Annotated in this window: 18 protein-coding genes and 1 pseudogene; 8 read left to right on the top strand and 11 right to left on the bottom strand. The window is 70.6% G+C overall.

From position 1 onward, the window contains the following. Together STRAU_RS05105 and STRAU_RS05100 are read left to right on the top strand one after the other, a co-directional pair. Positions 1–246 (top strand): annotated as a pseudogene (locus STRAU_RS05105) (calcium-binding protein); the annotation flags it as partial. 54 nt (positions 247–300) lie between these two features. Continuing rightward, complete coding sequence (locus tag STRAU_RS05100) at positions 301–1,176, top strand: hypothetical protein (protein WP_016639174.1); 876 nt, start codon at positions 301–303, stop codon at positions 1,174–1,176. Positions 1,177–1,198: 22 nt separating this feature from the next. Here STRAU_RS05100 and STRAU_RS05095 read toward each other — a convergent pair whose 3' ends face one another. Both STRAU_RS05095 and STRAU_RS05090 read right to left on the bottom strand, forming a co-directional pair. Next, entirely contained in the window at positions 1,199–3,601 is a 2,403-nt protein-coding gene (locus STRAU_RS05095) for an HAD-IC family P-type ATPase (protein WP_016639173.1), read from the bottom strand. A gap of 109 nt (positions 3,602–3,710) precedes the next feature. Further along, positions 3,711–3,998: a DUF2530 domain-containing protein gene (locus STRAU_RS05090; RefSeq protein WP_037657622.1), complete on the bottom strand. Its 288-nt coding sequence runs from the start codon at positions 3,996–3,998 to the stop codon at positions 3,711–3,713. Between the two features lie 204 nt (positions 3,999–4,202). Between STRAU_RS05090 and STRAU_RS05085 the strand changes: the two genes are divergently transcribed. Further along, entirely contained in the window at positions 4,203–5,648 is a 1,446-nt protein-coding gene (locus STRAU_RS05085) for an NCS2 family permease (protein WP_016639172.1), read from the top strand. On the opposite strand, the gene STRAU_RS05080 is transcribed toward STRAU_RS05085, so the two are convergent. After that, on the bottom strand, positions 5,641–5,832 hold the full coding sequence (locus tag STRAU_RS05080) for a hypothetical protein (RefSeq protein WP_016639170.1): 192 nt from the start codon (positions 5,830–5,832) through the stop codon (positions 5,641–5,643). The genes STRAU_RS05085 and STRAU_RS05080 overlap by 8 nt on opposite strands. Positions 5,833–5,998: 166 nt before the next feature. Here STRAU_RS05080 and STRAU_RS05075 point away from each other — a divergent pair, with 166 nt between their 5' ends. Continuing rightward, positions 5,999–6,436, top strand: coding sequence for a MarR family winged helix-turn-helix transcriptional regulator (locus STRAU_RS05075; protein WP_037657630.1), 438 nt, complete (start codon positions 5,999–6,001; stop codon positions 6,434–6,436). Between the two features lie 103 nt (positions 6,437–6,539). Then, positions 6,540–7,892, top strand: a complete 1,353-nt coding sequence (locus STRAU_RS05070) for an MFS transporter (protein ID WP_016639168.1) — start codon at positions 6,540–6,542, stop codon at positions 7,890–7,892. 92 nt (positions 7,893–7,984) lie between these two features. On the opposite strand, the gene STRAU_RS05065 is transcribed toward STRAU_RS05070, so the two are convergent. After that, positions 7,985–8,506: a GNAT family N-acetyltransferase gene (locus tag STRAU_RS05065; RefSeq protein ID WP_016639167.1), complete on the bottom strand. Its 522-nt coding sequence runs from the start codon at positions 8,504–8,506 to the stop codon at positions 7,985–7,987. 17 nt (positions 8,507–8,523) lie between these two features. Between STRAU_RS05065 and thpR the strand changes: the two genes are divergently transcribed. Then, on the top strand, positions 8,524–9,114 hold the full coding sequence (gene thpR / locus STRAU_RS05060) for an RNA 2',3'-cyclic phosphodiesterase (RefSeq protein ID WP_037657620.1): 591 nt from the start codon (positions 8,524–8,526) through the stop codon (positions 9,112–9,114). Between the two features lie 166 nt (positions 9,115–9,280). Here the strand turns inward: thpR and STRAU_RS05055 are convergent, their stop codons facing one another. The 3 genes from STRAU_RS05055 to STRAU_RS05045 form a co-directional block, all read right to left on the bottom strand. Then, positions 9,281–10,273 (bottom strand): aldo/keto reductase, encoded by a 993-nt coding sequence (locus tag STRAU_RS05055; protein WP_016639165.1) that lies wholly within the window; start codon positions 10,271–10,273, stop codon positions 9,281–9,283. Positions 10,274–10,321: 48 nt separating this feature from the next. Beyond that, positions 10,322–10,855, bottom strand: coding sequence for a Uma2 family endonuclease (locus STRAU_RS39555; RefSeq protein WP_063890326.1), 534 nt, complete (start codon positions 10,853–10,855; stop codon positions 10,322–10,324). A gap of 71 nt (positions 10,856–10,926) precedes the next feature. After that, a complete protein-coding gene (locus STRAU_RS05045; RefSeq protein WP_016639163.1) occupies positions 10,927–11,505 on the bottom strand; it encodes a MarR family winged helix-turn-helix transcriptional regulator in 579 nt (192 codons plus the stop codon). A gap of 14 nt (positions 11,506–11,519) precedes the next feature. On the opposite strand from STRAU_RS05045, the gene STRAU_RS05040 reads away from it, so the two are divergent. Continuing rightward, positions 11,520–12,032, top strand: coding sequence for a carboxymuconolactone decarboxylase family protein (locus STRAU_RS05040; RefSeq protein WP_016639162.1), 513 nt, complete (start codon positions 11,520–11,522; stop codon positions 12,030–12,032). Between the two features lie 43 nt (positions 12,033–12,075). Here STRAU_RS05040 and STRAU_RS38840 read toward each other — a convergent pair whose 3' ends face one another. From STRAU_RS38840 to STRAU_RS05025, 4 genes are all read right to left on the bottom strand, one after another. Continuing rightward, positions 12,076–14,277, bottom strand: a complete 2,202-nt coding sequence (locus STRAU_RS38840; protein ID WP_052028964.1) for an FG-GAP repeat domain-containing protein — start codon at positions 14,275–14,277, stop codon at positions 12,076–12,078. A gap of 200 nt (positions 14,278–14,477) precedes the next feature. After that, a complete protein-coding gene (locus STRAU_RS05030) occupies positions 14,478–15,755 on the bottom strand; it encodes a DUF418 domain-containing protein (protein WP_016639158.1) in 1,278 nt (425 codons plus the stop codon). A gap of 48 nt (positions 15,756–15,803) precedes the next feature. Beyond that, positions 15,804–15,998, bottom strand: coding sequence for a DUF397 domain-containing protein (locus STRAU_RS39960; RefSeq protein WP_078620975.1), 195 nt, complete (start codon positions 15,996–15,998; stop codon positions 15,804–15,806). Beyond that, on the bottom strand, positions 15,995–16,807 hold the full coding sequence (locus STRAU_RS05025) for a helix-turn-helix domain-containing protein (RefSeq protein WP_016639157.1): 813 nt from the start codon (positions 16,805–16,807) through the stop codon (positions 15,995–15,997). The genes STRAU_RS39960 and STRAU_RS05025 overlap by 4 nt, the downstream gene beginning before the upstream one ends. 83 nt (positions 16,808–16,890) lie before the next feature. Between STRAU_RS05025 and STRAU_RS05020 the strand changes: the two genes are divergently transcribed. Beyond that, a complete protein-coding gene (locus tag STRAU_RS05020) occupies positions 16,891–17,313 on the top strand; it encodes a hypothetical protein (protein ID WP_016639156.1) in 423 nt (140 codons plus the stop codon). Positions 17,314–17,436 lie beyond the last annotated feature (123 nt).

The raw sequence follows: 17,436 nt of genomic DNA, 5'->3' as shown, positions 1-17,436 counted from the left end.
GCCCTGACCCGCGCCAACTGGGACACCAAGAAGTACGCGGGCTACACCCAGCAGCCGGTGAAGCTGCAGTTCAAGAAGAAGGGCGCGAGCTCCTACACCACCGTCAAGACGGTCAAGTCCGACTCCAAGGGCAACCTCAAGACCACGGTGAAGGCATCCGTCGACGGCACCTTCCGCTACGTCTTCGCGGGTACGTCCACGACTCCGGCCGTGACGTCCGCGGGCGACGCGATCGACGTGCGCTGACCCCTTCTCGTACCGCCTTCTCGTACCGCCACCATCTGAGGAAACACAGACACCATGCGTATCCGCACCACCGTGGCCGCCGTCTCCGGCGCCCTCGCCCTGTCCGCTCTGGCCGTCCCGGCCGCGCAGGCCGTTGACGGGCCCGGCACCCCGGACGTCTCGCGGTTCGCTCCGCGCGCCGCCGCGGACGAGCTGCCGATGGAGGACATCCAGATCGGCGACACCAAGATCACGAAGGTCGTCGTCAACGGCGGCAAGAACATCGTCGTCGGCACGACGGCCAAGAAGAAGGTCACGGTCGCCGTGACCGCGACGGACGCGGCGGGCATCGGGCTCGGCGGCGGCTTCCTCTGGCACGGCAAGAAGTTCGCCGAGTCCTCCGTCGACGGCATGCTCGTCCCCGCGGACAGCGCCCGGCCCACCTGCAAGAAGCTGAACGCGACGACGTCGACCTGCTCGCTGCCCGTCACGATCGACCCGAAGGCGTCCCTCGACAAGAACGGTCTGCGCAACCACCTGGCCGGCGGCGGCTGGAACGTCTACGGCATGGCGACCGGCAAGGACGAGGACCTCGTCATCAAGACCCAGCTGAAGACGGCCGTCCGCGTCCAGCGCGCCGCCCGTCTGACCGTCAACGCCTCCCCGGAGCCGGTGAAGAAGGGCAAGGCGATCACCGTCTCGGGCGCCCTGACCCGCGCCAACTGGGACACCAAGAAGTACGCGGGCTACACCCAGCAGCCGGTGAAGCTGCAGTTCAAGAAGAAGGGCGCGAGCTCCTACACCACCGTCAAGACGGTCAAGTCCGACTCCAAGGGCAACCTCAAGACCACGGTGAAGGCGTCGGTGGACGGCACCTTCCGGTACGTCTTCGCGGGGACCTCCACGACCCCGGCCGTCACCTCGGCCGGGGACTTCGTCGACGTACGGTGAAGTCGGTCCCCGCAAAGCCGCGCTAGGCGGAGAAGCGGCGGTCCACCCAGCGGAAGGCGAACTCGATCGCCGCCGCCGCGACCGCCGCGATCGCGACCGCCGCCCACGGCATCGTCGTCCCCACCAGCTTCAGGGCGAAGAAGTCCTGGAGCCAGGGGACGACGAGGACGAGAAGGAAGCCGAGGCCCATCGCGGCGACCAGGCCGATGCGCCACCAGGTGTAGGGGCGGGCGATGATCGCCAGGACCCACAGCGACACCAGGAACAGGGCCAGCGTCGCCGCGCTGGTCTCGGCCTCGCGGGCGCCCTCGCCCGTGTAGTGGTGCCGGGCCAGGAGGTACGTCGCGAACGTGGCGACCGCCGCGATGATGCCGCCCGGCAGGGCGTACCGCATGACTCTGCGGACGAAGTGCGGTTTCGCGCGCTCCTTGTTGGGGGCCAGCGCCAGGAAGAACGCCGGGACGCCGATGGTGAGGGTGGAGAGCAGGGTCAGGTGGCGGGGGAGGAAGAGGTACTCCACCTGGGAGCAGACCACCAGGAGGGCGATGACCACCGAGTAGACCGTCTTCACCAGGAACAGCGTGGCCACGCGCGTGATGTTGCCGATCACGCGGCGGCCCTCCGCCACCACCGACGGCAGCGTCGCGAAGCTGTTGTTCAACAACACGATCTGGGCCACCGCTCGGGTCGCCTCCGAGCCCGAGCCCATGCTCACGCCGATGTCGGCGTCCTTCAGGGCGAGCACGTCGTTCACGCCGTCGCCGGTCATCGCGACGGTGTGGCCCTTGGACTGCAGGGCGCCGACCATGTCCCGCTTCTGCTGGGGCGTCACGCGGCCGAAGACCGAGTTGGCGTCCAGTTCCTCGGCCATCTCGGCCTGGTCGGCGGGCAGCCGCCGCGCGTCGACGGTGTTCGCCGCGCCGGGCAGGCCCAGCTTGCCCGCGACCGCGCCGACCGAGACCGCGTTGTCGCCGGAGATGACCTTCGCCTGGACGTTCTGCTCCTCGAAGTACCGCAGGGTGTCCGCGGCGTCGGGGCGCAGGCGCTGTTCCAGGACGACCAGGGCGGTCGCGCGGGCGTCCCGGGCGACCTCGGGGGCGTCGAGGTCGCCGGCCGCGCGGGCCAGGAGCAGGACGCGCAGGCCCTGGTGGTTGAGCTGCTCGATCTCGTCGAGGGCCGGGTCGCCGGACGGCAGGAGCACGTCGGGCGCCCCGAGCAGCCACGTCGAGTTCTCGCCGTTGCCCTCGCTGAAGCTCGCGCCGCTGTACTTGCGGGCGGAGGAGAACGGCAGCGACTCCGTGCAGCGCCACTCCTCGCTGTCGGGGTAGGCGTCGATGATGGCTTGCAGGGACGCGTTGGGGCGCGGGTCCGATTCGCCGAGGGCGCCGAGGACCTTGCGTACGTACGTCTCCTCCGAGCCGTTCAGCGGACGCAGTTCGGTGACGTCCATGCCGCCCTCGGTGAGCGTGCCCGTCTTGTCCAGGCAGACGGTGTCGACGCGGGCGAGGCCCTCGATGGCCGGGAGTTCCTGCACCAGGCACTGCTTGCGGCCGAGGCGGATCACGCCGATCGCGAAGGCCACGGAGGTCAGCAGGACCAGGCCCTCGGGGATCATCGGCACGATGCCGCCGACCGTGTACGCGATCGACTCCTTGAAGTTGTCGTCCTTGACGACCAGCTGGGAGATGATCAGGCCGATGGAGGTGGGGACCATCAGCCACGTCACGTACTTGAGGATCGTGGAGATGCCCGAGCGCAGCTCGGAGTGGACGAGCGTGAAGCGGCTCGCCTCCTCCGCGAGTTGCGCCGCGTACGCCTCGCGGCCCACCTTCGTCGCCGTGAACGCGCCGCCGCCCGCGACCACGAACGAGCCCGACATCAGCTTGTCGCCGGGCTTCTTCAGGACCGGGTCGGCCTCACCGGTGAGCAGCGACTCGTCGACTTCGAGGCTGTCCGCCTCGACCGTCTCGCCGTCGACGACGATCTTGTCGCCGGGGCCCAGCTCCACCAGGTCGCCGAGGACGATCTCGGAGGTGGAGATCTCCGCGGCCACACCGTCGCGCCGCACCGTGGGCTTGGCCTCGCCGATGACCGCGAGGCCGTCGAGGGTCTTCTTGGCGCGCAGTTCCTGGATGATGCCGATGCCCGTGTTGGCGACGATCACGAAGCCGAAGAGGCTGTCCTGGATCGGCGCGACGAAGAGCATGATCACCCAGAGCACGCCGATGATCGCGTTGAAGCGCGTGAAGACGTTGGCGCGGATGATCTCGGTGGTGGACCGGCTGCTGCGGACGGGTACGTCGTTGACCTCGCCGCGGGCGACCCGCTCGGCGACCTCCGCCGCCGTGAGCCCGGTGGCACGTCCCGTGGGGGGCGCCACCGGGTGGACCGGGTCCAGCTCGGCGCCCGCGTCGATATGCGTCATGGCTTCGACGGTACGGGGGGAGTGGGGCGTTCACCCCTTGAGTGCCCGAAAGATCCGACCTCGGTAGGACGGGGTTTGCCCTCAGGTCGTATGCCGTACTGCCGGCGTACTACGCGGCGCCCGGAGCGTCCGCCCGCGCGGCACCCGACGCCTCCGCCGCCGCGCGCTTGAGCGCCGCGTCGCGCCCGCGGACGTACCAGACGCCGATCAGCCCGAGGCCGCCGCCCGCGAGGCACGTCCACACCCACCAGGTGAGGTCGCGGTCGTCGAACCAGCCGTAGAACGGCAGCTGGACGAGGAAGAGGACGAACCAGAGGATCGTGCCGCCCGTGATGGTGGCGACGACGGGGCCCTCCAGGGGCTCCGGCGCCTCGTGCTTGGGGGTCCACTTCGCCATGCCCACCAGCTTAGTCGGGGCTGTCCCCGGCCCCGAGCGCGCTCCCGCTCCCCTTGCGCCACAAGGCTCTACGCGCGGAGATGGCCATTTCTCGCTCATGTATTCATACTGAAACGGCTTCTTAATGGCCAGTTGCTTTCGTACGAAGACACAAGTTCGCGCAAGCCCGGCTCATCCCGTTCAACAGAGGTCATGAGGTCTCGCATGTCCCCCTCGGCCCCCACCCCGGTCGACGCCAAGCAGCCGTCCAACTCCCCGCAGGGGGGCCTGGACGGCTTCTTCAAGATCACGGAGCGGGGCTCGACCCTGGTCAGGGAGATCCGTGGCGGCTTCGCCACGTTCTTCGCGATGGCCTACATCATCGTGCTCAACCCGATCATCCTCGGCAGCGCCAAGGACATGTACGGCCACCAGCTCGACAACAAGCAGCTGGTCACCGCCACCGTGCTGACCGCCGCGTTCACCACGCTGCTCATGGGCGTCATCGGCAACGTCCCGATCGCCCTCGCCGCCGGGCTCGGTGTGAACACCGTGGTCGCCCTGCAGCTCGCGCCGCGGATGTCCTGGCCGGACGCGATGGGCATGGTGGTGCTCGCGGGCTTCGTGGTGATGCTGCTCGTGGCCACCGGGCTGCGGGAGCGCGTGATGAGCGCCGTGCCGCTCGGCCTGCGCAAGGGCATCGCGATCGGCATCGGCCTGTTCATCATGCTGATCGGCCTCGTCGACTCCGGCTTCGTCTCGCGCATCCCGGACGCCGCGCACACCACCGTGCCGCTCCAGCTCGGCGGCGACGGTCACCTCAACGGCTGGCCGGTCCTCGTCTTCGTCCTCGGCGTGCTGCTCACGCTGGTGCTCCTGGTGCGCAAGGTGCCGGGCGCGATCCTGCTCTCGATCGTCGCGATGACGATCCTGGCCATGATCATCCACGCGGCCGCCGATGTGCCGTCCTGGGGTCTGACGACGCCCGAGTGGCCCGGCAACCCGGTCGCGACGCCCGACTTCGGGCTTGTCGGCGAGATCAGCCTGTTCGGCGGCTTCGGCAAGGTCGGCGTCCTGACCGGGATCCTCTTCGTCTTCACCGTGCTGCTCTCGTGCTTCTTCGACGCGATGGGCACGATCATGGGCATCAGCGACGAGGCCCATCTGACCGACGACAAGGGCAACCTGCCCGGCATCAACAAGGTGCTGTTCGTCGACGGCATCGCGGTCGCCGCCGGCGGCGCGTCCTCCTCGTCGGCCACCACCTGCTTCGTGGAGTCCACCGCCGGCGTCGGCGAGGGCGCGCGGACCGGCTTCGCGAACGTCGTCACCGGCGGGCTCTTCGCCGTCGCCCTCTTCCTCACGCCGCTCGCCACGATGGTGCCCTCGCAGGCGGCGACGCCCGCGCTGCTCGCGGTCGGCTTCCTGATCCTGTCCGGCTCGATCGGCCAGATCGACTGGAGCGACTGGACGATCGCGATCCCGGCGTTCGTGACGATGCTGATGATGCCGTTCACGTACTCGATCACGAACGGCATCGGCATGGGCTTCATCGCCTTCACCGTGCTGCGGCTCGCCGCCGGGCGTGGGCGCGAGGTGCCGATCGCGATGTACGCGGTGTCGGCGGTGTTCGCCTTCTACTACCTGATGCCGGCGCTGGACCTCACGTAGGGCCCGCCACCTTGTAGAACTTCTCTGTCTCCTCGACGGACGTCGCGAATCGTTCGTCGAAGTCATCGCGGATGAGCGTCCGGGCCACATAGTCCTGGACGCTCATTCCGCGTTTGGCGGCATGCTGCCGGATCCGGTCGAGCAGAGCGCCGTCTATCCGCAGGCTGAGCACGGTCGATTCCATGTCTGCCAGGGTCGCCGCCCCCTCCCGGGGGACGGCGGGCTTTCCGAATCCAGCTCACTCATACGGGTGACTAAAGGGTTCTGTGTGCCAGATCACGGGCAACCCGGGCACCCTCGTCCCGTAACCCGGTGGTCCTTAGACAGGGTAATGAGTTACTCTAATGAACATGCCGGACCTCTCCCATGGCGACAATGCTGCCGCCGTGAACTCGCTGCGCTCCGCCGTGATGCGCCTGTCCCGTCGACTCAAGCACCAGAGGGTCGACGAGTCGCTGAGCCCCACCGAGATGTCGGTGCTCGGCACCCTCGCCCGCTGCGGCAGCGCGACACCGGGCGAGCTCGCCCGCAAGGAGCATGTGCAGCCGCCGTCGATGACCCGCATCGTCGCGCTCCTGGAGGCCAAGGGCCTGGTCAGGCTCGAACCGCACGCCGAGGACCGCCGCCAGAAGGTGGTGACCCAGACGGAGCGGGCCGAGGCCATGCTCGAGGAGAGCCGGCGCAAGCGGAACGCGTGGCTCGCGAACCTCGCGGCCGACCTCGACGAGGACGAGTGGGAGCGGCTGCGCGCCGCCGCGCCCGTCCTGGAGAAGCTGGCCCACCTCTGACCGTCGTGGGCCCGCGTCGCCCGGTCCACCGCCCGCCGCCCGCCCACCACGTGCCGCCGGACTCCGGTCCGGCGGCTCCTTACCGCCAAGGAGGCGACGTCCTTTGAGTACGGGATCCGGAGCAGACTCCGCCCCCGCACCAATCACCCTCGACAAGACCGCCCACCACAAGACCTCGATGTTCAGCTCCCTGAAGATCCGGAACTACCGGCTCTTCGCCGCCGGAGCCGTCGTCTCCAACACCGGCACCTGGATGGCCCGCATCACCCAGGACTGGCTGGTGCTCAGCCTCACCGGCTCGTCCGCGGCCGTCGGTGTCACGACCGCGATGCAGTTCCTGCCGATGCTGCTCTTCGGCCTGTACGGCGGCGTCATCGCCGACCGCTTCGCCAAGCGGAACCTCCTCTTCGTCACTCAGGGCGCGATGGGTCTCGGCGGCCTGTTCCTGGCCGCGATGACCCTGTCCGGGCACGTCGAGGTCTGGCACGTCTACGTGACGGCGTTCTTCACCGGCCTGGTGACCGTCGTCGACAACCCCACCCGCCAGTCCTTCGTGTCCGAACTCGTCGGCCCCGACCAGCTCCGCAACGCCGTCTCGCTGAACTCCGCGAACTTCCAGTCCGCGCGCCTGGTCGGACCGGCCGTCGCGGGCCTCGTCACGGCCGCGGTCGGCCCCGGCTGGGCGTTCCTCGCCAACGGCCTGTCGTTCCTCGCGCCGATCACCGGCCTGCTCCTGATGCGCGCCGGCGAGCTGACCCGGGGCCCGCTCGCCCCGCGCCGCGGCAAGGGGCAGCTCCGCGAGGGCCTGAACTATGTGTCCCGGCACCCGGAGCTGATCTGGCCCATCGTGCTCATCGGCTTCATCGGCACGTTCGGCTTCAACTTCCCGATCTGGCTGAGCGCGTACGCGGACGACGTCTTCCACGGCGGCTCCGGCATGTACGCGGCATTCACCACGCTGATGGCGGCAGGGTCGCTGATCGGCGCGCTGCTTGCCGCGCGGCGGCGGTCCTCGCGGCTGCGGATGCTCGCGGGCGCGGCGGGGCTTTTCGGTGTGCTGCTCGTCGCGGTCGCCGCGGTGCCGAGCGCGTATGTGTTCGCGGCACTTCTTGTGCCCGTCGGCGCGGTGGGTCTTACGGTCAATGTCACCGCCAACTCCTCCGTGCAGATGGCCACCGATCCCGAGATGCGGGGTCGGGTCATGAGCCTCTTCATGATGGTGTTCGTCGGCGGTACGCCGATGGGCGGGCCGTTGTTCGGGTGGCTTGCCGACGCGTATGGCGTTCGCGTGAGCTTTGCCGTGGGCGGGCTTGTTGTTGCGCTTGCCTCGGTGGGGGTGGGTCTGATGCTTGCGCGGGCCGCGAACTTGCGCTTGAAGGTCGACCTTCGCCGGGGGCGGCAGCATGTCGCGTTCGTCGCGCGGGAGCGGAAGCGGGAACTGGCGCCTGCGGCGTGAGCTGCGGGTCTGTGGGGGCTGGTCGCGCAGTTCCCCGCGCCCCTAAAAACACGGGGCTCGGCCCGCAGGCCGGTCGCCCGAGAGCTGCACGGCTACAGTCGCATCTCCAGAACCTGGCCCGGCCAGGTGCCGTTCTTTTCCGTGAAGGTCTCGGTGCGTACGAAGCCGTTGCTCTCGTAGTACGCGACCAGCTTGCCCTCGTTGCCCGCGTAGCAGTCGACCCGGAGCAGGGAGATGCCCTGTCTCCGGGTCTCGGCCGCGGCGTGGGTGAGGAGGGCGCGGCCCACGCCGCGGCCCGCGAAGCGGGGGTCGGTGGCCAGGTAGTGGACGTACTGCTCGGGCTCCTCCACGGGCGGTATGTACGAGCCGGGGCCGTCGGTGAGCATCAGCATCCCCGCGGCTTCGCCGTCCACCTCGGCGAGCCACGGTGAGCCGTCGGCCACGTACTTCTCGATCGACTCGACGACCTTCGGGTTCCGCGACAGCGGCTGCGTTCCCCACTGGCCCGTGCGGCCCCGGGCGACCAGCCCCTCGACGGCGCTGTCGAGGATGGCGAGGAAGAGGGGGATGTCGGCGGGGCCGCCGGGGCGGATGTGTACGGGGTTGTCGTTCATGGCGGCAGGCTAGTCGCATGAGACTCTTTGCGGCGGTGCTGCCACCCGAGCCGGTTTCGGAGGAACTGGCTCAGTGCGTGGCCGAGTTGAGGAAGCTGCCGGGCGCCGGCTCGGTGCGCTGGATGGCGCGGGAGGACTGGCACTTCACGCTGGCGTTCATGGCGGAGGTGGGTGAGGAGGCCGTGCCTGAGCTGTGCGAGCGCCTGGAGCGGGCGGCGCGGCGTACGCGGCCGTTCCCGCTGCGCCTGCGCGGCGGCGGCCGGTTCGGCGGGCGGGCGCTGTGGGCGGGGGCGGGCGGCGCGGTGGCCGAGCTGAGGATCCTGGCCGGGCGGGCCGACGCGGCCGCGCGGAAGGCCGGCCTCACGATGGAGGAGCACCGCGCCTACCGTCCGCACCTGACGCTCGCCCGGTCGCGGGGCGAGGCGGACTTCCGGCCGTACGTCGAGGCGCTCACCGCGTTCGAGGGCACGCCGTGGACGGTGCCCGAGCTGAGCCTCATACGCAGCAGTCTGCCGACCAGCGGCGTGCCGGGGGAGCGGCCGCGGTACGAGGTCGTGGGGCGGTGGGCGCTGGGAGGCGGCGCGCCCGCGCCGGAGAGGGCCGGTTAACCTCGGTGGTGTGAACCCAAGGACCAGGAACCGGATCATGGCCGGTGTGCTCGTGCTGATGTTCGTCGTGGTGGCGCTGGCGGCGGCGCTCGGGAACTGACGCCAGGCAGTCGCCCACCGAGGCCCGAGGACGCCGCCGCCCGCGCTCACGGGCGTGAACCCGTCGTCACCAGGCGAATGCCTCCGGGGACGGGCCGGGGCCGGGGAAGATCTCGTCGAGCGACAGCAGCACGTCCTCGCTCAGGTCCAGCTCGACGGCGCGCACGGCGGAGTCGAGCTGGTCCGCGGTGCGCGGCCCGACGATCGGTCCCGTGACGCCGGGGCGGGTCAGCAGCCAGGCCAGGGCCACCTCGCCGGGCTTCAGGCCGTGCTTGTCGAGCAGGTCCTCGTACGCCTGGACCTGGGCGCGCGCCGCGGGGTCGGCGAGGGCGGAAGCCGCCCGGCCGGAGGCGCGCCGGCCGCCCTCGACCTGCTTCTTCAGGACGCCGCCGAGCAGCCCGCCGTGCAGCGGTGACCAGGGGATGACGCCGAGGCCGTAGTCCCGCGCGGCCGGCAGGACCTCCATCTCGGCGCGGCGCTCGGCGAGGTTGTACAGGCACTGCTCGGTGACCAGGCCGTAGCTGCCGCGGCGGGCGGCCAGCTCGTTGGCCTGGGCGATCTTGTAGCCGGGGAAGTTGCTGGAGCCCGCGTACAGGATCTTGCCCTGCTGGATCAGTACGTCGACGGCCTGCCAGATCTCCTCGAAGGGAGTGTTCCGGTCGATGTGGTGGAACTGGTAGATGTCGATGTGGTCGGTCTGGAGGCGCCTGAGCGAGGCTTCCACGGAGCGGCGGATGTTGACCGCGGAGAGCTTGTCGTGGTTCGGCCAGGGCGCGGTGCCGTCGGCCGTCATGTTGCCGTACACCTTGGTGGCGAGGACGACCTTGTCGCGCCGGTCGCCGCCCTGCGCGAACCAGGTGCCGATGATCTCCTCGGTGCGGCCCTTGTTCTCGCCCCAGCCGTAGGTGTTGGCGGTGTCGAAGAAGTTGATCCCCGCGCCGAGCGCGGCATCCATGATCCCGTGGCTTTCCGCCTCCCCCGTCTGCGGCCCGAAGTTCATCGTGCCGAGCGTGAGGCGGCTGACTTTGAGTCCTGTGCGGCCGAGTTGTGTGTACTTCATGGGGGTCAGCCAACGGGGTGGAGTGGACTCCAGGCAAGGGGACTTGGGTCAGTCGCGGGGGAACTTGTCGGTCTTGAGGGTGAGGCCGAGGGGGTTGTCCGAGGGGCGGATCACCTCGCCGAAGGCAGCAGTGAGCCGTCGGGCGTAGTCACCCCCTTCGGGGGCCGAGTAGAGGTGACAGCGTGCCGTGCTGGGGTCGACAACCAGGTACAGCGGAATCTTCAGTGTGGCGTAGGCGGTCAGCTTCGGGCCGTAGTCCATGTACGTGGTGGCCTTGCTGACGACTTCGGCGACGAACTCGATGTCCTGGTGGCTCCAGGGTGAGGTCGCGCCCGCTCGGTAGCGGACCACGTCGGGCAGGAAGACGTGCTCCTGCTCCGGCAAGGCGATCCGAAAGGCCCGGACGCCGGACTTCCGCCTGGGGCCCACGCCTAGCTGGGCGGCGAGATCCCGGATGGTCCGAGAGTGGTTCGGCCGCTCCGGCGCGATGATCGCGGAGCCTTCTACGATCTGCGTTCGACAGCCCAGGCGTGCCCAGGACCTCCACCTGAGTGCCTTGTGCAACTCCTCGACTTCGGACACGGTCCTCCCCCTCCGGTGCCGGGACCGCCGCACACGGTCCCGGAGGCACAACGGATCGGGCGGCCGTGGCGTCACGCCCCGCCCAGCCACCCCGCCGCGTCCAGGCGGAAGGCCCCGCCCGCGGGGACGACCGCGCTCAGGTCGGACTCCAGGGCGCGGACGCGGTCCGGGCCGAGGACCTGGGTCCACTCCGCGCGCAGCTCCTCGAAGATCACCGCGGCGCGGGCCAGGGCGTCCAGGCCGTGCGGGGTGAGGCGGACCAGTTTGCGGCGGGCGTCGGCCGGGTCGTCGGCGCGTTCGGCGTAGCCGAGGGCGACGAGGCGGTCGATCGTCTTGCCGGCCGCCTGCTTGGTGACGCCGAGGCGCCGCCCGACCTCGCTCGCACTGGCCCCGGCCACACCGATGGCCTGCATCGCGAAGCCGTGCGCGGGGCGGGCGTCCGGGTGGCCCTGGCGGGCGAGTTCGGCGTGCAGGCGGTCGATGAGGGTGCGGAAGCCCGCGAAGAGGAGGAGGGGGAGCTCGTAGCCCGGGCGGTCCGGGGTTGGTGCCGGTGCCGGTGCCGAGGGCGCGCTTGCCGTCCGGCGAGCGGTGCCACCCTTCCCTTTTTCGACAACCTGGTTTACCTTCTCTTCGTCAACCATGTTGTCCATTTTAGGGGGATGGAATGTTCACCGCACACACCGTGGAGACCGCGCCGGAGGACTCCCGGGCCGCCATGGAGGACGTCGTCCGCGCCTTCGGCGTACTGCCGGACGCCGTCGCGCGGCTCGCCGCCTCGCCCGAACTGCTCACCGGGTTCCTGGAGTTGAGCCAGAAGTTCGAGCGCACGACACTCGACCCGCTCGCCCGCGAGACCGTGATCATGACTGTCGCCGTACGCAACGAGTGCCATGTGTGCGTGACCATCCACACCGCCAAGCTCCGCAAGCTCGGCGCCGACGCGGAGCTCGTCGAGGCGCTCCGAGAGGGCCGGGAGCTGCCCGAGGGGCACGAACGCCTCGAAGGGGCAAGGCAGTTCCCCCTCCGGGTCATCGAGGCCGCGGGCGGCGTGGACGACCGCGACCTGAAGGCGTTCCTGGGGCACGGCTTCACCGAGCGGAACGCGCTGGAGGTGGTCATGGGCATCGGCGCGTACACGATGTCGACGCTCGCGAACCGCCTCACGCGAGCGGCCTGACCCGGGGGGAGGTCCCCTGGACCAGGCCGCCGAGGCCCCGGGATCAGCCCAGGGACGCCCACTGCTTCCAGTAGGCCGCGTCGCCGAACGCGACCCGGTTGGCGAACGTCCCGGTCCCGTTGCCCGCGTTGAGCCACAGGCGGTCGCCGGTGTCGCGCGAGACGAGATCGTGCTTGCCGTCGCCGTTGACGTCACCTGCGCCGACGACGTCCTTGTAGGAGCCGCCCCAGTCCTTGAAGACCCGCACCCGGTCCTTCAACTTGCCGGTGCGCAGGCCGTCGTAGCGCCACAGGTCGCCGGACTTGTCCAGGGCGAGCACGTCGCCGAGGCCGTCGCCATTGAGGTCGCCCGCGCCTATGACGCGCTTGTAGCCGGTCCAGGAGGAGCGGATCTTCACGCGCGGCTTGAAGGCGCCCGCGCCGTCGGTGCCGTCGTGGGCGTACAGGTACACGTCACCCGTGGCCTTGTCCCGGGCCAGCAGGTCCGGGCGGCCGTCGCCCGTCTGGTCGCCGCTCGCGAGCAGCGTGTCGTAGCGGCTCCAGTCGCGGGCGAGGCGCTGGTGCGGGGAGTCCGGCGCGGGCAGGCCGCCGCACACCGGGGTGTAGAGGCGGGCCTCGCCGCCGGGGAGGCGCACGATCAGGTCGTTGCAGCGGTCGCCGTCGGCGTCGCCGAACGGCACGACGCGCGTCTTCTCGTCCCACGGCGAGGCGTAGAAGGTGGTCGTCGGGTTGGTGGCGTCCCCGGTGTACAGCTTCATCGAGTCGCTGAGCGACAGGCCCACGACGTCCGCGCGGGCGTCGTCGGCGTAGTCGTGCCACTTCGGCTTCGCGCGGGTGCCCGTGGTCGCGGTGTACGCGGCGGGGGCGGCGCCCGGCGCCGACTGCGCCCACACCGCCACCGGGCGGCCCTGGGCGTCGGCGGCCACGAGGCCCGCGCTCCGGGCGTCCCTCAGCTGGGCGCTGAGCGTGCGCGGCTTGGCCGGGTCGCCGTCCTCGACGGTCTGCGCGACGAAGTCCTCGCGGACGGTGCGGCCGAGTTCGAAGCGCTTCTGCGTGTACGTGACGACGACGGCCCCGTTCGGCGTGGCTGCCGCGCTCAGCGAGTCGGCGTCGACGTACGAGGCGAGCTTGCGGGCCGCGCCCCAACTGCCGCGCGACGCGGGCCGGGTGGCGACGCCCGCGGTGCCGGAACCCGTCATGCCGACGGCCGTGACGTCGCCGTTCGGGGCCGTGAGGAGCTCGGCGGGCGCGTACTGCCGCGCGCCGACCCCGGCCTGCTCCGGCTGCCCCCACTCGGCCGCCCCGGCGGCCTTGCGCGCGTAGGCGCCGCCGGACAGCAGGTGGAAGCCGCCCCGCGGGTGGGCGGCCAGCGCGACCTGCTTCGGGCGCTCGCCGAGCAGCGGCAGATCGCGCGGCGCGGTCCAGGAGGAGCCGGCCGCGGCGGACTTCTCCAGGTACTTGTAGTGCCACTTGTACGCGGACGGGTCCGGGTCGACGCCGTCGCCGGTGTAGTGGCTGTTGCCGCCCCAGATCACGCCGACGGTGCCCGCCTCGTCGACGGCCACGCGCAGGTCCCACAGCACGTACTGGTAGACGTTGTCGTCGCGGACGATCGGGTCGGGGAGCCGGTCGAGGGTGCGCGGCGCGGACCAGTCGGCGTTCGGCCCGGGCCGCTCGACGACGGTCAGGCGGTGCTCCTGGTCCATCCACGCCACGGCTTGGTGGCCCTTGGAGTTGGCGGCGAGCGTGGTCAGCTGCGTGCGCCGGTGCGCCCGGTCGCCCGCGAGCGTGCCGGTCGTGACGTCCTCGGCGGGCCCGAAGGCGGTGCCGTCCGGCGCGAGGCTGGACAGCTTCAGGGTGCGCTGCCCGTCGTCGGCGGCCGTCCACGAGAGCAGGGAGAGCGCGCCGTCGTCGGTGCGCTGGAGCGTGGCGCCGCCGGGCGCGGGCGCGGCGGGTCCCCAGGTGGTGCTGCCCGCGGGGCGTACCGCGAGCACGGTCCTGCCGTCCTGCGTGAAGAGACCGGCGAGGGTGCCGCCGCGCGTCGACTTCAGGTCGACGACGGCGGTGACGCCGGGCAGTTCCTTCGGGGCGGCCCACGGACCGAGGCCGACCGGGACGGCGGTGGCGCCGGCGGCCGGGAGTGCGGGCACGGTGGCGGTGGCCGCCTGGGCGTACGACGTGGCGGCACCGAGTGCGAGCACGACGACGAGCGCGCTCCCGAGGAGCGCGCGAGAGTGCGGCGTCATGTCAGCCCGCCGTCCGTCGTACTCACTGTCGTCCCGGCGATGGCGGCCGCGCGGACGGCGGCCGTGGTGAGCGCTCTTCGGCGCATGTGGTCCCCCCACTTCCCATGGCGGGCCGGGCGGACCCGAAGGCCGGGCCCGCCCGGAACAGCCGCCAAAAGATCAAATCCAGCCAGATGATAAGCGCGGGCGGGAGGGAACGCTCACGTCCGTTTCTTTCCGTACATGAGGCGCCGCAGCAGTGTCTCCGCGGGGCCGCGCAGCCCCCGCAGCTCCAGGGCGTACGCGCCCGCGACCGTCACCAGCCACACCCCCACCGCCACGAGCACCATGCTCGCGCTGGTCAGGTGCTCGCCGAGGCCGAGCCCCCAGGCCGCGAGGAGCGGCGCGAACAGGAGCGAGTGGGTGAGGTAGCAGGACAGGGACCGTTTGCCGACCGCCGTGACGGCCGTGATCGCCTTCGTGCCCCTGCGGTCCGGCCGCCGCGTCCACCAGTGGGCGAACAGCGCGACCAGGGCGACGTAGCCGAGTCCGGCGGCGTTGCCCGTGATGTCGCGCAGGAGGGTGAGCGCGCCCGTCTCGCTCTGCGCGTCGGCCGGTACGTCGATCGCCCCGGCGTGGGCGAGGGCCGAGGGCAGCGCGCCGAGCCAGCCCACCGCGACGCCGAGCACCGCCGTGCGGCGGAGCAGGGGGAGGTGGCGGCCCGGCTCCTCCAGGACGCGGCGCCGGGCCGCCCAGAAGCCCAGCAGGAAGATGACGCAGCCGCCGGAGATCAGCGTCAGCGGCGCGAAGCCCATCAGGAACAGGCTGGTGCCCATGCGGGTGCCCGCCGCCGCGAGCCAGCTCTCCTCGCCCGCCCCGAACGCCTCGCCGCTCGGGTCGGCGCCCGCGTCCCCCAGCGAGCCCAACTCGCCCTGGAGCGCGGCCGTGACCACGGGCTGCGCCGTCGTCACGACGAGCAGCGTCGCCGCGATCCCGATCCACCACTTCAGCGCGCGGTCGCCGCGCCGCAGGAACAGCCAGCCCAGGGCCAGGCTCATCAGCCCGTAGTAGGCGATGATGTCGCCCGCCATCAGCAGGCACGCGTGCGCGAAGCCGATGACGATCATCCACAGGCTGCGCCTGCGCAGCAGCGTGGTCGCCTTCCGCCCGGAAGTGCCGCCCGCCGTCTGGCGCAGGTACATCTGCGTCATGCCGTAGCCGAAGAGGAACGCGAACAGCGGGTAGATGCGCAGGTCCAGGCCCACGATCATGGCGAACTGGACCGTGTGGTCCAGCCACGATCCGTTCACCGGCTGCCAGCCGGACGGGCCGTAGTCGGAGTTCCACAGGTGGAAGGCCGTGTTGGACATCGCGATGAACAGGAGCATGAGCCCACGCCCGAGGTCCGGCGCGAGGGCGCGCTCGGCGGCGCGGATTCCGGTGGGGCGGGGGGCCGCTTCGCGGGGTGTGTCGTGTGTTGTGCCGGTGTCGACCGTCATGCGAATGACGCTATGGAGGCCGCCCGGGGGCGGGGATCCGCCTTGAGGCTATGGGCGGCTGCCCAAAGGCGAGAGCGGCGCGAGGAAGGCGGTCCAGGTGGCCCGCTCTATGGTGACGGTCGGACCGTCGGGGGTCTTTGAGTCGCGTATGTGGACAGCAACGGTGCTGCGGGCTACTTCCAGACACTCCCCGCCTTGGCTGCCGCTGTAGCTGCTCTTGAACCAGTTCAGGTCGGTGCTCATTGGGCCAGTGCCACCTGTTCGATGAGTTTGGCGGACTCTTCGGGGCTGAGAGCCTGAGCTCGCAGAATGCCATACCGTGCGAACAGGTTTCCCAGCTCGGGGTGTTCGCTGACGAAGTAGCCGCCGCTTGGCCCCTCGACGTACGCGAGGTGGTCGCGCTCGGCGGTCTCCAGCAGAATCATCGGTCCGTCCAACCCGGCGTGTACCTGCCTGTCGTGCGGCATCACCTGGATCTCGACATTGCGCCTGCGGCCGACCTCGAGCAGATTCTCCAACTGCCCTTTGAGGGCCTCTCGGCCGCCGAGCGGGCGGGTGAGCGTGGCCTCTTCCAGTACGAAGCCGACTACTGGCGCGGGCTTGCGGCGCAGGATGTGCTGACGCTCCAACCGAGCCGCTACACGGACCTCGATCTCATCGTCCTCCAGGGGAGGGCAGTGGGCGCCGAAGATCGCCCGCGCGTATGCCTCGGTCTGTAGCAGGCCCGAGATCACATGGTTCGCGTACATGTAGATGCCGACTGCCTTCGCCTCCTCGTCGGCGTAGTCCTCGAACCATGAAGGGAAACGGCTGACCTTCAAGTTCACGCCCGCAGCGAGAAGTGCACCTTGTGCACCCAACACATCATCCGCGATCTTCACGAACTGCCCCTTGGGCGGCCGCTCGCCCCGCTCCACCATGGCCACTTGGGACTTGGAGTACTTCACGTACGCCCCGAGGCCGTCCTGGGTCATACCGGCCCGCTCGCGGAAGAAGCGCAGCAACGCGCCGAACATCTTGAGGTTCCCCGAACCTCGTTCACCGGAGTGCACAGCGTCCTCCTCAGGTGCACAACAGAGCACAGCCCCTACGAGCCTCTGGTCACAGTATGTGAGCGTCCGTAACCATTTGTTGCATGAACCTGGAAACTCCCCCCACCCTCCTCGCTCACCCCTGGATCCCGGCCACCGGCCACGCCCTGCGGCACACGGGCATCCACTTCGACGCGATCCGCGTCCCCGGCGCGCTGGGCGACCAAGTCGCGTACGAACTCATCCAGTTCGCGGACTTCGAGGCGGGCCCGATCGTGCGCGAGGTCACGGGCGGCCGGAACATGTACTTCCTGCTCAGGCCGGGCACCGCCGCGCTGCACGTGTGGCGGGGCGGCGCGCGGGCGCTGGGCCGCGACGGCAGGGGCGTGGCGTTCGTCGGCGTACCGGCCCTGGAGGGCAACACCTGGCCGCTGGACTGGCGGTCGTTGCCGACGCGGGAAGTCCCGTTCGTGGAGGGGGAGTTGCTGCGACAGATGGTGGAGCGGGTGTTGACGACGGTACGGTGACCCCGCAATCACGCTCTGTGCAGCTGCGCGCAGGCTTCGCACGTCGCCTCACGCGTGAGGGGGTCAGCCCGGGGTGCTGTCGGTTGCCTGACGACGGAGGGCTTCCGCTTCTTCGGTGCGGCC

The organism is Streptomyces aurantiacus JA 4570 (assembly GCF_000414115.1).
Classification (GTDB): Bacteria; Actinomycetota; Actinomycetes; order Streptomycetales; family Streptomycetaceae; genus Streptomyces; species Streptomyces aurantiacus_A.
The sequence above is the reverse complement of the archived record's forward strand: the minus strand, read 5'-3'. Positions and strand labels throughout refer to the sequence as shown.

What these genes read in the sequence shown, in the direction of transcription:
- STRAU_RS05100 (WP_016639174.1), top strand. Translation starts at nt 301, where the DNA reads ATGCGTATCCGCACCACCGTGGCCGCCGTCTCCGGCGCCCTCGCCCTG.
- STRAU_RS05095 (WP_016639173.1), bottom strand. Translation starts at nt 3,601, where the DNA reads ATGACGCATATCGACGCGGGCGCCGAGCTGGACCCGGTCCACCCGGTG.
- STRAU_RS05090 (WP_037657622.1), bottom strand. Translation starts at nt 3,998, where the DNA reads ATGGCGAAGTGGACCCCCAAGCACGAGGCGCCGGAGCCCCTGGAGGGC.
- STRAU_RS05085 (WP_016639172.1), top strand. Translation starts at nt 4,203, where the DNA reads ATGTCCCCCTCGGCCCCCACCCCGGTCGACGCCAAGCAGCCGTCCAAC.
- STRAU_RS05080 (WP_016639170.1), bottom strand. Translation starts at nt 5,832, where the DNA reads ATGGAATCGACCGTGCTCAGCCTGCGGATAGACGGCGCTCTGCTCGAC.
- STRAU_RS05075 (WP_037657630.1), top strand. Translation starts at nt 5,999, where the DNA reads ATGCCGGACCTCTCCCATGGCGACAATGCTGCCGCCGTGAACTCGCTG.
- STRAU_RS05065 (WP_016639167.1), bottom strand. Translation starts at nt 8,506, where the DNA reads ATGAACGACAACCCCGTACACATCCGCCCCGGCGGCCCCGCCGACATC.
- thpR (WP_037657620.1), top strand. Translation starts at nt 8,524, where the DNA reads ATGAGACTCTTTGCGGCGGTGCTGCCACCCGAGCCGGTTTCGGAGGAA.
- STRAU_RS05055 (WP_016639165.1), bottom strand. Translation starts at nt 10,273, where the DNA reads ATGAAGTACACACAACTCGGCCGCACAGGACTCAAAGTCAGCCGCCTC.
- STRAU_RS05045 (WP_016639163.1), bottom strand. Translation starts at nt 11,505, where the DNA reads ATGGACAACATGGTTGACGAAGAGAAGGTAAACCAGGTTGTCGAAAAA.
- STRAU_RS05040 (WP_016639162.1), top strand. Translation starts at nt 11,520, where the DNA reads ATGTTCACCGCACACACCGTGGAGACCGCGCCGGAGGACTCCCGGGCC.
- STRAU_RS38840 (WP_052028964.1), bottom strand. Translation starts at nt 14,277, where the DNA reads ATGACGCCGCACTCTCGCGCGCTCCTCGGGAGCGCGCTCGTCGTCGTG.
- STRAU_RS05030 (WP_016639158.1), bottom strand. Translation starts at nt 15,755, where the DNA reads ATGACGGTCGACACCGGCACAACACACGACACACCCCGCGAAGCGGCC.
- STRAU_RS39960 (WP_078620975.1), bottom strand. Translation starts at nt 15,998, where the DNA reads ATGAGCACCGACCTGAACTGGTTCAAGAGCAGCTACAGCGGCAGCCAA.
- STRAU_RS05020 (WP_016639156.1), top strand. Translation starts at nt 16,891, where the DNA reads ATGAACCTGGAAACTCCCCCCACCCTCCTCGCTCACCCCTGGATCCCG.